This window comes from Winogradskyella tangerina (assembly GCF_003260205.1).
GTDB classification, from domain to species: Bacteria; Bacteroidota; Bacteroidia; order Flavobacteriales; family Flavobacteriaceae; genus Winogradskyella; species Winogradskyella tangerina.
In genome coordinates this window covers 43,848-57,244 of the sequence record NZ_QERF01000011.1, presented here as the reverse complement: position 1 = coordinate 57,244, position 13,397 = coordinate 43,848, and the positions used below count along the sequence as shown (strand labels likewise).

The window sequence follows — 13,397 nt, the reverse complement described above, 5'->3', positions numbered from 1 at the left end:
AACATTCAGTCAATTTAAGTTTTTTATATGAATATCGTATGGTTTATTCTTCCTCTATTACGGCGTCTCCGGTAGTTTCTGGTGCTTCAGTTGCTTCCGTAGTTTCCGCAGTTTCAGTGACTTCTTGTTTGCCAAATGTTCGTTCACCGAAAATCTTTTCAAGATTGTCTTTAAAGATCACTTCCTTATCTAACAATACTTCAGCTAGCTCGGTAAGTTTATCTTTATTCTCTTCAAGTAATTTAACGGCACGATCATATTGCTCCTCAATAATATCCGAAATTTCTTTATCTATAAGAACGGCGGTTTCTTCACTATATGGTTTTGTGAATCCATATTCTGATTGTCCGGAAGAATCATAGTAGGTAAGGTTACCAACTTTATCACTAAGACCATAAATGGTTACCATTGCTCTTGCTTGCTTTGTTACTTTTTCTAAATCACTAAGTGCACCTGTTGAAATTTTCCCAAAGATCACTTGCTCAGCTGCACGACCACCTAGAGCTGCACACATTTCATCTAGCATTTGCTCTGGTCTTACAATAAGGCGCTCTTCTGGCAAATACCAAGCGGCACCAAGCGAACGCCCTCGAGGTACAATAGTTACCTTCACTAATGGAGCGGCGTGCTCAAGCATCCAGCTAACAGTTGCATGTCCAGCCTCGTGGAATGCTACAGCACGTTTTTCTTCAGGAGTAATGATTTTATTTTTCTTCTCTAAACCACCAATAATTCTATCTACTGCATCTAAGAAATCTTGTTTGTTAACAGCTTTCTTTCCTTTTCTTGCGGCAATTAAAGCGGCTTCATTACAAACATTAGCAATATCTGCTCCTGAAAATCCTGGTGTTTGTTTTGCTAAGAAATCAACATCAAGTTTTTCGTCTTTTTTCAACGGACGAAGATGTACTTCAAAAATCTCCTTACGTTCACGCACATCAGGAAGATCCACGTAGATCTGTCTGTCAAATCGACCAGCACGCATTAAAGCGTTATCTAATACATCAGCTCTGTTGGTAGCGGCAAGTACAATAACATTTGTATTTGTACCAAAACCGTCCATTTCTGTCAGAAGCTGATTTAAGGTATTCTCTCTTTCGTCGTTAGATCCAGAAAAATTATTCTTTCCTCTAGCTCTACCAATAGCATCGATCTCATCGATGAATATGATTGAAGGTGATTTTTCTTTCGCTTGTTTAAACAAGTCTCTAACTCTTGAAGCACCAACACCCACAAACATTTCTACGAAATCTGATCCTGAAAGTGAGAAGAACGGTACTTTTGCTTCACCTGCTACAGCTTTAGCCAATAAGGTTTTACCTGTTCCCGGAGGTCCTACAAGTAGGGCGCCTTTCGGAATTTTACCACCTAATGCAGTATATTTTTCTGGGAATTTCAAGAAGTCAACAATTTCTTGAACTTCCTCTTTTGCACCCTCTAATCCGGCCACATCTTTAAACGATGTCTTAGTATCTGATTTTTCATCAAATAGTTTAGCCTTGGATTTTCCAATATTGAATATTTGCCCGCCAGCGCCACCGCCAGCTCCAGACGACATGCGTCTCATGATAAAAATCCATACGCCAATGATCAACACAAATGGAAGAAGTGTTAATAGGAAATCACCCCATACATTTTGTTCGGTTTCGTATTTAACCTCAGTTGTAAGATTGTTTTCCTCAATACTTTGACGGATATCCTTTTCAAAATTTTGAAGGTCACCAAATTCAAATTTATAATTTGGAACTGGTGTAACTGAAGGAAGAATCGATTTTGGTTTCGATTTTTTATGAATTTCTTGCTCTTGTGCTTCTTTGGTGAGGTAAACCCTAGCTTCACGTTTGTTTACAATTTCAACCTTTGCAACATCGCCTCTGTCTAAATATTCTAGAAATTGTGATGGCGTCGTTTGTGTGCCTGTTGACCCTCCAAAACCACCAGAAAACAACTGAATAGAAAGGAACACTGCGATGATAATTCCATATATCCAATATGGATTTACCTTCGGTTTTTTATTTAAATTTTTATTTTCTTTTGCCATTATTAGCCTTTTCTCTTTTAGTAACTTGTTTCAATTTGCGTCATTTTCGCGTCTCCCCAAAGACTTTCAATATCATAGTATTCTCTGATATGCTTTTGAAATATATGCACAACGACATTTACATAGTCCATTAATATCCACTCGGCATTATCAGTACCTTCTATGTGCCATGGTTTATCCTTAGTCGTTTTGCTAACTTGTTTTTGTATGGAGTTGACGATTGCGTTAACCTGCGTGTTTGAAGTACCTTCACAAACTATAAAATAATCACAAACCGTATTTTCAATATCTCTTAAATCTAAAATTGTAATTTCTTTCCCTTTAACCTCTTCGATTCCACCAATTATTGTTGTAATGAGTTGGTCTGCACTAGTTTTGTCTTTCGTCATTAAATTGATTTAATTTTATGCAAAGTTATTATTTTTTTAGTTCTTGTAGGCTCTAATTCTCATAAGAAAACCATAAAATACAACGCTTATACATGTTTATAATCAAACTTGATGCCATTGACTCCACGAATACCTACTTAAAGGAAATGGCTGCGGTGACATTACCTGAGGATTATACTGTGGTCGTTGCAGAACAGCAGTTGGCTGGCCGTGGGCAAATGGGAACGCAATGGGATTCTGAAAAGGGTAAAAACCTTACCGTTAGTGTGTTTAAGAAGTTTGAGGTATTCAGAATTGAAGATCAGTTTTACATAAGTATGGCAGTCTCATTAGCAATACATAAAACACTGAAGGCTTTTAAAATTCCAAAATTGTCAATTAAATGGCCTAACGACATTTTGTCAGCAAATCAGAAAATTTGCGGTATTCTCATAGAAAATGTCATTAAAAATAATCAGTTTAAAGGCTCTGTTATTGGCTTTGGTTTGAATGTTAATCAGAAATTTTTCGATGGTTTACCAAAGGCGTCCTCTTTGAGCATTTTAACAGGAATTATCTATGATAAGGATGAGGTTTTATCTAAAATATTGAAAAACCTTCAATACTACTTCGACCTTCTAGAGTCTAAAGCGTTTGAGAGAATTAAATCTCAATATGAGGCCCTATTATTTCGGAAAGATAAACCCTCAACATTTCAGTATGAAGATGGAGAAAAAATATCTGGAATAATAAAGGGGATTTCAGAATCTGGTAAACTCATCTTGTGGTTAGAAGATGATATTCTTAAAACCTTCGACCTGAAAGAAATAACCTTGCTTTACTAAAAGGCGGTAGTCATATTATTGGCTAAAGTTTCAATAAACTTGCTAATTGGTCCTTTAATCATCATAGCCATCATGGCATTAAATTCCCCATTAAACACAAGCTGAACTTCACTTTTTCCTCCTTCGGTTTCAGTAATATTACCAGTTAGCGAAAAATCTAACTTTCCGCCGGCAGCTCCCAAAACAATTTTGTTATTTGGATGCGCTTCTTTTTTCTGTAGGGTAATTTCTGGCATGCCTTTCAGCGCGAAAATAAAAGTGTCTTCTTCAAGAACTTGGAATTTACTAATGTTTTCAGGCATTAAACTTTCAAAATTCTTAACGTCAGATAAAAAATTGAAGGTTTCTTCTGCGGATTTATCTAAGGTTACTTTTGGTGATTCTAAATTCATTTATATCTGTTTTTGAAAGTGTATATCAATTAGCGTTCCATTCGCTCGGATTGGAGTTCCATTGTGCTAAAATGTCTTGTTCTTTTGCTGTAATATAATTGGTGTCTAAAGCTTGCTCAAGAAGATTTTCGTAATTACCAAGCGTGTGAAGTTCCACTTCTGCTTTTTCAAAATTTTTCTCAGCAACCTCGAAACCATATGAGAAAATAGCAACCATACCTTTGATGTTAACCTCGGCTTCTTTCAGTGCATTAACAGCATTCAAACTACTTTTTCCGGTACTAATAAGATCTTCGATAACAACAACAGACTGTCCTTTTTCAATATGACCTTCAATCTGATTTTGTCGCCCATGTTTTTTAGCTTCAGGTCTAACATAAACAAAAGGAAGGTTAAGGTATTCTGCCACAAGAGCACCAATACCAATTGCACCAGTGGCAACACCAGCAATAACATCGGGTTTGCCATAGTAGTCTTCAATATGTTTGGCCATCGACTCTCTAATAAAGTTCCTTATCAAAGGATAGGAGAGTACAATTCTGTTGTCACAATAAATAGGTGATTTCCATCCAGAAGCCCAAGTAAATGGGTCATTTGGTTGTAGTTTAATAGCATTGATTTGCAATAGAACTTCGGCGGTTTTTTTTGCGGTTTCCTTATTAAAGATCATGTTGCAAAACTAAAAATTTTAATCGAAAATAATTCTAATTTCAATAGTGGTTTCACAAAAAATAATACTTTTACAAGTGTTAAGTTTTAACGGACCCCATCCATGTATACTATTTATGTTGGAGATAAGCCCATTATTTTGACTACCAAGGTCGAAAAAGAAACGAATTTCAAATCATTTCTTTTAAAATCGGTCAACATAGGTAAAGTTATCAAACTTCTTACAACTACAGATTTACAGGCTGTGCATTTAATTCATAACAATCATGAAAAACTTCTGAAACTCTTCTTGAAATTACTTCCTAATGTTGTAGCTGGTGGAGGCAAAGTTTACAATGCCAAGAATGAAATTCTTTTTATCTATAGAAACAGCAAATGGGATCTGCCTAAAGGGAAGGTTGAAAGCAAAGAATCTATAGAAGAAACTGCCATACGTGAAGTGGAGGAGGAAACTGGTGTAGATGGGTTAAAGATCACCAAACCACTTACTACGACCTACCACATTTTCAAACGAAATGGGAAGCACAAGATAAAGATTACCTATTGGTTTGAAATGAAAACTGAATTTGATGGTAAACTGTTTCCACAGGAAAAAGAAGGGATTACCAAAGTAAAATGGCTCGACGATAAGGCCTCACAAAAGGCCTTGGAAAATAGCTATGCAAATATCAAAATCTTAGTTTAAACTGTTAAACTGCAAAAAGTAACTTTTCATCCGATTTCTTGTTAATAATTCTTAAAGTTTAAAGGCTTGAATTCCCTCAATTTATATTTTGTTTAACTTTATTGTGAAAATATTAAACAAAAGCAATGAAAAACAAATTACTTCTAGAATCCCCAAATCTAAAAGTCAACCTATTTGTTTTATTCTTCAGTTTTTTATCGCTTGGTTTTTCTCAAAACGAATCTCGATTTTGTGGTAATATTGAGAGTTTTGAATTTACCAACGGTAACGAATCAACCCATGTCGATAATAACGGCACTTACGACATCTCTGAACTTCCGGATAATTTTTATCTTAATGCAGAAATTCATGGTTATTCCCAGAGTTTGCGCTACAAGGTTCAAAATATGGATTCAGGCGAAACCTTTGAAATTGTAGAAAATATTTTGCCTTATACCTTCCCAGCCGGAAATGGCGCTTGGGACATCGGCACAGGTACTTTCAAAGTAACTGCAACACTTTACTTTCGAGATGGTGGTAGAGGATGGTATTGTGATAGGGATATCATAATATTTACTATTACAGAATCTGACGAATGTCTAGCTCACGCAGGAACACTAACAGCAACTGAGACTCAGGTATGTTCAACAGGAGAGGTAACCATCTCAGCACATCCAAACGGCGATGCTTTCGTACCAGAAGGCTTCAGTACGTTATTCGTATTAACACAGGGTGAAGGCCTAGTGATTCAGCAAGTAGGTCCATCACCAGAGTTTACTGTAACAGGAGGTGGCGACTACACAATTCATACATTAGTTTATCCAAACGGATTGGACCTAAGTATTGTACAATTGGGTGTCACCACAGGATTTGATGTTAATAGCTTATTGATTCAAGGTGGCGGCGAATTATGTGCTTCATTAGATGTTGCCGGCGCATCAGTTCATATAACAAATCCAGATGCAGGTACTTTAACAGCAGAAGAGACTAGTGTAACACTTAGTAATGGATCAGCAGTTATAGCTGCAACACCAAATGGCGATGCAAATCAACCAGAGGGTTACAGTACACTATTTGTATTAACAAGTGGCGAAGGTCTAGTTATCGAGCAAGTAGGTGGTACACCAGAATTCACCGTTACAGAGGCTGGCGATTATACCATCCACACCTTCGTATACCCAACAGGCTTAGACTTAAGCGTTGTACAATTAGGAGTAACCACGGGATTTGACGTGAACAGTTTATTAGTACAAGGCGGTGGCGACTTATGTGCGGCACTAGATGTACCAGGTGCACCGATTCATGTAGGCGAAGAAGAATGCCTAGCTGACGCAGGAACACTAACAGCAACAGCGACTCAGGTATGTTCAACAGGAGAGGTAACCATCTCAGCACATCCAAACGGCGATGCTTTCGTACCGGAAGGCTTCAGTACGTTATTCGTACTAACACAAGGTGAAGGCCTAGTGATTCAGCAAGTAGGTCCATCACCAGAGTTTACTGTAACAGGAGGTGGCGACTACACAATTCATACATTAGTTTATCCAAACGGATTGGACCTAAGTATCGTACAATTAGGTGTCACCACAGGATTTGATGTTAATGGTTTATTAATTCAAGGCGGCGGCGAATTATGTGCCTCATTAGATGTTGCCGGCGCACCAGTTCATATAACAAATCCAGATGCAGGTACTTTAACAGCAGAAGAGACTAGTGTAACACTTAGCAATGGATCAGCAGTTATAGCTGCAACACCAAATGGCGATGCAAATCAACCAGAGGGTTACAGTACACTATTTGTATTAACAAGTGGCGAAGGTCTAGTTATCGAGCAAGTAGGTGGTACACCAGAATTCACCGTTACAGAGGCTGGCGATTATACCATTCATACCTTAGTATACCCAACAGGCTTAGACTTAAGCGTTGTACAATTAGGAGTAACCACGGGATTTGACGTGAACAGTTTATTAGTACAAGGCGGTGGCGACTTATGTGCAGCACTAGATGTACCAGGTGCGCCGATTCATGTTGATGAAGAGGAAGGTTGTAAGGCATTCTCAGGAAAGTTATATTCTGAAGATCCTGTGCAATGCATCACCAAATATGAAGATGCTACAATATATGCAGAATTTGTTAATGATCCGATCATTCCAAATGGTTATCAACAGCTTTTTGTGTTAACTAACGCTTTTACACTAACTATTCTTGATGTATCAGATATTCCTGAATTTACTGTCAGTAATGTAGGTTTCTATAGAATTCATAGTTTAATATATGATCCAAATACTCTAGATCTTAGTATTGTAGAATTTGGAGTAACTACGGCATTCGATATTCTTCCTTTATTAGTTCAGGGAGGTGGTGATATTTGCGCATCATTAGAAGTTAAAGGTCCGGTAAGTCTTGTGATAACTGGTTTCTTATGTAACATCTTCGATATATTCCTAAGAACAGATGGAAGCACTAATCCTGATGTAGATATGGTAAACAACATGATGGAGGAATTTGACAGCTATAGTAGTTTTGAAGAGTCCTTAATAAAGCAGACTACTGAGACTACTGTATTCCCGAATCCAGTAAAATCGAAGTTAAATATCAAAACAACACTATTGGATAATGAAACTATCAATTATTCGATTAGTGATATGCAAGGACGATTACTTAAACGTGGAGTGATTACAACCTTAACTGATGGCGCACATCAATTAGATGTGAGTAATCTAAATAATGGGACATACATTGTTCAACTTAACTCAGAATTTAGAAACTTCACGACCAAAGTTCAAGTACATTAATAGCATTAATAATGACAACAACTTAGGCTTTAAAGCCACCAATTATTGGTGGCTTTTTTGTTTATCTCAATCTATAAACAGGATATTGCAAATGCGCTTTTTCGTAGTGCATACTTTTTTTATGGATCCATTCTAGCTGAGCATACCAGTTGTTTGCGAAGTCTTCATCATAGCTGATCATAATATTATATTCAATCTGAAGTTTTGGATTTGCTCTTAAAACCTGTTTGGCTTTATCTTCCCATACATAAGGTGAAAAGCCCTCTTTCTGTTGAAGAATTGTATCGAAGAAATTCCAGTTAAAAAATGAATCTGGAGCCGCAGGTTCAAGGGTTTCAAGCAAATAACGAAAAGCCTTCTGGTCGGTTACAATGAGATGATCACCCTTTCTGAATGTTAAGGTCTCTACCGTAGATTTTACCTTCGTGTTGTAATGCTGATAATGCCCTTCATAGGCTGACGACCTTGTTTTATAATCATCAATTTTATAAGACTCCACGGTTAATACGGTATCTTTTTCGAAGGTTGAAATTTGAACATTATTAAGTTTCAACATGTCAATTACATTATGCCAGCCTTGTGGAATAATATAGGCCTTTGGGACTTCAACTTCTGAAGACGGTATAAAATAATTTTTGTATTCAACATCTTTGGTAAATGGCTTAGAGCGATCGTATTTTAATCGTTGTGCACCCGTAAGATCACTTGGTATCATTTGCCCTTCAAAACCTTTAAATTTCAGTGTTGATGTCTGGGTTGTATCAACCGACCAACCTATTGGATATGTAGTTTGCGATCTCCAATAACGGTCTTGCTCTTTTCTTAATTCTGAAATTCGGCTGCCATGTGCTTCGGTAATTTCGATCATACTTTTCATAAGCTCATAAGTGCCTTCAACGCGTTGCTTATATGGTTTAAGCATATGTGTTTCAACCATCATTCCCAGCGTATTGAATAATGTCGTATACCCAGTTGAATAGCGAGGAGAGTCCATAAATTGTGTAAACCCAGAATCAGGCGTACGGTTAAAAACATTCACATAAGGTGTAATATCCCAAGATTTTGACTCCAGTTTTTGCTCTAGTAAAGGCATCATTTCATTGTGAAGATAATTACCTAAAGTACCACCCAATTTATTGTGCTGCGTGAATAAATGGGTTAATGTATATTGATAATCGGCGCCATTGCTTACATGATTATCAATAAAAACATCAGGCTGTATTAAATGGTAGATCTCTGCAAAAGTCTTTGCGTTTTTGGTGTCGGATTTGATAAAATCTCTATTAAGATCATAGTTTCTTGCATTACCTCTAAAGCCGTATTCTTTTGGGCCGTTTTGATTGGTGCGGGTACCTGCATTTCTATTCAGGCTACCACCAACATTATAAATTGGTATGGTCACTAAAATAGTATTTTTAGGAGCGTCTACAGTACCATTTACGATGTCTCTATAGAGCATCATTGTGGCATCAATACCATCTGATTCACCTGGATGAATACCATTATTTATTAGTAAAATTCTATGATCTTTTCTAAGTTCTTCAAAATCGTCGCCAGAGCGATTCATATTTAGGGTCACAATGTGTAGTGGTTGTCCAGAATCGGTTTCTCCAATAGCTTGAATCGAAATTTCTTTATAGTTATCCGCTAAGTCGGTATAATAATGGATTGTTTCTTCATAGGTTGCCGTTTCTAATCCATTGCTCTTTTCGAAGGTCGTAATAAAGTCTGAATTAGACGATTTGTCATTCGATTTGTTTGAATTTTCTGAACAAGATGAAAGGATTAATAGAAAGATTATGAATTTTTTCATAGTGTATGTAATTGAGTTTCAAACTTACAGCTTTTAGCTTATAAAAATTGCGAATTTCGTAAAATTCAGATTAGAAAAATGAGTAATTTTGCGAGACTTTCAAGAATTAGTAATGCAACAAACAACAAATACCATTTTAATGGTTCGTCCTGTAAATTTTAGGATGAACGAACAAACGGCGGTCAATAATTATTTTCAAGAAGACATCAATATTAAAAATGCTGAAATAAATCTAAAAGCTCAAAAAGAGTTTGACGCCTTCGTTGAAAAATTGAGTTCTGCTGGAGTTAATGTCGTTGTAGTTAGTGATGATGAACTTGATGATACACCGGACTCAATTTTTCCAAATAATTGGGTGAGTTTCCATAGTAATGGTGATGTAGGGATCTACCCAATGTTTGCTGAAAATAGAAGGAAAGAACGCCGCGATGAAGTGTTTATGCGATTGGAAGATGAAGGATTCAAAATTGAAAACATTGTAGATTATACTTCTGCAGAAGATGAAGGGTTATTTTTAGAAGGTACAGGAAGTGTTGCTTTAGACCGTGTGAATAGAAAAGCGTATTGTGCGTTATCACCAAGAGCTGATGAGGAATTGTTCATTGAGTTTTGTGAAGATTTTGAATACACGCCAGTGATCTTTACTGCCAATCAAACTGTAGACGGTGAGCGTTTAGCGATCTATCATACCAATGTAATGATGTGCTTGGCCGAAAATTTTGCTGTTATCTGCCTAGATACAATTGATGATAAAAAGGAACGTAAAAATGTTGTTAAACAGTTAAAAGCCGACAAAAAAGAAATCATTACAATTACCGAAGCACAAATGCATCAGTTTGCGGGAAATATGTTGCAAGTAAGAGGTTCTAATGATCAACGTTTTTTAGTAATGAGTGAAGCCGCGCATAAAAGCTTAACGCAAGATCAGATAAACCGGATTGAAAAACATTGTGCTATTCTTTCGAGCTCCTTAGAAACTATTGAGACTTGTGGTGGTGGCAGTGCGCGCTGTATGATGGCTGAGGTGTTTTTACCTAAAGCCTAATCTAGTTTATTAAATATATAAGGTCCCTTTTCGGCACCCCAAACATAATTACCATCGGCATCGAAACCTCGGTCCCACGAAATGACCTTATCTTCTAAGATCTCAACTTCGCTTCGGGCGTAAGATGCTCCATATAAGGAACTAGCACATGTTGTATCTCCTGTTTTACCCATATAATGCTTCTCAGAAATGCGTTTCAGGATAACTTCACAACCATCCTTAAGAGCAATATCTTTCAGCGAAATAGAATCAAAGGCCTTTGGGTTTTTCCACTTACCGATCCATAGCGAATCAACATCTAAGGTATAAACAGCCGAACTGAATGTACTATCCGATAATCTAGTGAGCTCATAAATTCGTTGGCGATAGGGCTTGTTTTGCTTATTATTCATGGCTTGTTCTACATATAGAAAATGACCTTGATCTTCCCAAATCGGATACATGTGTAGTGAGATATTCCAATAGGTAGAATCTACCTGAGATTGTACTTCAGAATTAAAAGACCCTTGCATTAGCGCATAGAGTTGCTTTAACTCCGTATCTTCCGTAGATTCAACAGTATCTGGTTTAGTGTCATTTTTACAATTAAAAACTAAAAGTAGTACTAAAAGTAAGGGTAAATAGCGCTTCATGTATCTATATTTTGAGACTTAAATATAGATAATTTAATTAAGAATTTGGCACAGCCTTCGGAAGTTCAATAAAGAATTTACTACCAACATTAACTGTACTTTCAACCCAAATTCTACCGTCATTCAATTCAACAAGATCCTTGGCAATGGTTAAACCGAGTCCAGTACCTTTTTCATTTTTGGTTCCAACGGTAGTAAAGTTTTTATTCGCATTAAATAGCTTATCGATATTTTCTCTTGAAATACCAACGCCAGTATCTTCAACACAGATCAAGGCTTTGCCATCAACATCCTGATTCGACACTGTAATTACATCACCGGTTCGGCTAAACTTAACAGCGTTAGTTATTAAATTCTGAATCACGATTTCAATCATGCTCTTATCGGCATAGACAAAATCGCGCTGAGATTCGTCCATTAATACAATGCGTTTGTCTTCAACTTTTTGCTCTACCAATGCCATTTTAGTATGGAATACTTCCTGAATATTGAATAGCTCTGGTTTAGGCTCTAAACTCTGCATTTGTGATTTAGACCAGTTCAATAAATTGAAAAGGAGCGAAGATGCATTATTTGCATTTTCACTCAATTCAGGAATAAGTTCTCTAAACTCTTCTTTTGAAATGCTATCCTCCTTCAAAAGATCTAAAAAGGCTTTTATGGATGAAATAGAATCTTTCAGATCATGGGAAACTATGGAGAATAATTTATCCTTAACCTGATTTACCTCTTCGAGATGATGGGTTTGTTCTAAGATGGCTTCATTTCGAACTTTCTCTTGAGCCAATTTATCTTTTTGTTCAGTGATTATTTCCTGATACCTTTTGCTTTTCAAATAGTTAAATATTAGAAGCGTCAATAGAATTAACGCCGCTGCAAGTGCACCATAAACCACAAGTGGGTTATTTACCCACGATTGCTTCGTTTTATTATCGTCTTCAAAATTATCTATTTCCTTTTCGATCGGATTATCATAGATGTCTATAGGTTCAACGTCATCCGGGAAAGTTGGAGATTCAATCTTTGAAAGCTCTTCTTTGAGGTCGTAGTATTTATTCTGCCAGAAAAATGCATTCTGAAAGTAACCTCGTGTAGAATCTAAGGCAATATGAAGCTTGTAATTTTCTAACAAGGCTGTTTTATTATCAATTTTTTGTGCAATGTCGTAGGCTTCATTCAGCTGAATTTCTGCTAGTCTAACTTTACGGCGTTGTAGGTTTAAATTTCCGATGGCATTTAATGCTCGCAAGATCCCTTCCTGATTATTTTCCCGACGGTTGTATCTTAATCCTTCTACCAAATACGATGAGGCTTTGTCGTATTCTTTGAATTCTAAATACTCACTACCGAGTTTTGGAAGAATTTCACCCCTTAGTTTTGTGTCGGAAGTTGGATTTAACATATCCAACACGTTCTCGTAATACTCGATCGCTTTGCGATGTTCTTTTCTAATCGAATAGAGATCGGCAATATTTTTAGTTGATGCTATTATACCTTTACGATCATTAATGCGTTTACGGATATCGAGTGCTTTTAAATTAAAATCGATAGCCTTATCAATTTGATTTGTTTTGAAGTAGGCTTCTGCTAAATTATTGTAGGCCGAACTTAGCTCGTCGATCAATCCGCGTTTTTCAAAAATATCAATGGCCGACAATGAATTTTGAAGGCCAATAGTATAGTTACCACGTTTAATCTCAATGAGGCCAATGCTATTACTCACTTTAGCGACTCCCAAAGTATCGCTTATCTGTAGAAAGTATTTTCTCGATTTATCGTAGTTGTCGATGGCGTTGAAGTAATCGTTACGCTCTGTGTAAATTAAGGCTCGGAAATAGGTGCTTTCAGCAAGTCCCTTGGTGTAATTTAAGTCTTCGGCAAGTTTGGCAGTCTGATTAACATAGCGTAGAGCCTTGTTATAGTCTTCAATTGCATAGAGTTCGTTAATGAGCATTAGCGAGATATCAACCTTTGTAGAATCAGCATTTTGATAGGCTAATTGTACTGTAAGATCGTCTATTCTTTCATTTTGAGAAAAACCAATGAAAGTGATAAGACAAACAGCTAATGTCAGTAACTGCTTCATCTTTTAGCGGTTGATAGACGAAGTACTATGTTTTGGTGTGCGTAACT

At 36.7% G+C, this 13,397-nt stretch carries 11 protein-coding genes; 4 read left to right on the top strand and 7 right to left on the bottom strand.

Features of this window, described 5'->3' with window-relative positions:
* Nucleotides 1–43 precede the first annotated feature (43 nt).
* Together ftsH and rsfS are read right to left on the bottom strand one after the other, a co-directional pair.
* Complete coding sequence (gene ftsH, locus DDY94_RS15205; RefSeq protein ID WP_111685463.1) at nt 44–2,041, bottom strand: ATP-dependent zinc metalloprotease FtsH; 1,998 nt, start codon at nt 2,039–2,041, stop codon at nt 44–46.
* Between the two features lie 17 nt (nt 2,042–2,058).
* Complete coding sequence (gene rsfS, locus DDY94_RS15200; protein WP_111685462.1) at nt 2,059–2,430, bottom strand: ribosome silencing factor; 372 nt, start codon at nt 2,428–2,430, stop codon at nt 2,059–2,061.
* 92 nt (nt 2,431–2,522) lie between these two features.
* On the opposite strand from rsfS, the gene DDY94_RS15195 reads away from it, so the two are divergent.
* Nucleotides 2,523–3,254, top strand: coding sequence for a biotin--[acetyl-CoA-carboxylase] ligase (locus tag DDY94_RS15195; RefSeq protein ID WP_111685461.1), 732 nt, complete (start codon nt 2,523–2,525; stop codon nt 3,252–3,254).
* Here the strand turns inward: DDY94_RS15195 and DDY94_RS15190 are convergent.
* Nucleotides 3,251–3,646, bottom strand: coding sequence for an SRPBCC family protein (locus DDY94_RS15190; protein ID WP_111685460.1), 396 nt, complete (start codon nt 3,644–3,646; stop codon nt 3,251–3,253). The genes DDY94_RS15195 and DDY94_RS15190 overlap by 4 nt on opposite strands.
* Nucleotides 3,647–3,671: 25 nt before the next feature.
* The gene (gene pyrE, locus DDY94_RS15185; protein WP_111685459.1) at nt 3,672–4,316 is read right to left on the bottom strand and encodes an orotate phosphoribosyltransferase; all 645 of its coding nucleotides are present in this window, start codon (nt 4,314–4,316) and stop codon (nt 3,672–3,674) included.
* Nucleotides 4,317–4,418: 102 nt separating this feature from the next.
* On the opposite strand from pyrE, the gene DDY94_RS15180 reads away from it, so the two are divergent.
* Nucleotides 4,419–5,000 carry an NUDIX hydrolase gene (locus DDY94_RS15180; RefSeq protein ID WP_111685458.1) on the top strand — a complete coding sequence of 194 codons (582 nt, stop codon included), beginning with the start codon at nt 4,419–4,421 and terminating at the stop codon, nt 4,998–5,000.
* Nucleotides 5,001–5,125: 125 nt separating this feature from the next.
* Entirely contained in the window at nt 5,126–7,774 is a 2,649-nt protein-coding gene (locus tag DDY94_RS15175; protein ID WP_111685457.1) for a T9SS type A sorting domain-containing protein, read from the top strand.
* Nucleotides 7,775–7,835: 61 nt separating this feature from the next.
* Here DDY94_RS15175 and DDY94_RS15170 read toward each other — a convergent pair whose 3' ends face one another.
* Nucleotides 7,836–9,587, bottom strand: coding sequence for a M14 family metallopeptidase (locus DDY94_RS15170; protein WP_111685456.1), 1,752 nt, complete (start codon nt 9,585–9,587; stop codon nt 7,836–7,838).
* A 112-nt stretch (nt 9,588–9,699) separates the two neighbouring features.
* Between DDY94_RS15170 and ctlX the strand changes: the two genes are divergently transcribed.
* Nucleotides 9,700–10,632 (top strand): citrulline utilization hydrolase CtlX, encoded by a 933-nt coding sequence (ctlX, locus tag DDY94_RS15165; protein ID WP_111685455.1) that lies wholly within the window; start codon nt 9,700–9,702, stop codon nt 10,630–10,632.
* Here the strand turns inward: ctlX and DDY94_RS15160 are convergent.
* Complete coding sequence (locus tag DDY94_RS15160; RefSeq protein ID WP_111685454.1) at nt 10,629–11,264, bottom strand: chromophore lyase CpcT/CpeT; 636 nt, start codon at nt 11,262–11,264, stop codon at nt 10,629–10,631. The genes ctlX and DDY94_RS15160 overlap by 4 nt on opposite strands.
* 37 nt (nt 11,265–11,301) lie before the next feature.
* Nucleotides 11,302–13,350 (bottom strand): tetratricopeptide repeat-containing sensor histidine kinase, encoded by a 2,049-nt coding sequence (locus tag DDY94_RS15155; protein ID WP_111685453.1) that lies wholly within the window; start codon nt 13,348–13,350, stop codon nt 11,302–11,304.
* Nucleotides 13,351–13,397 lie beyond the last annotated feature (47 nt).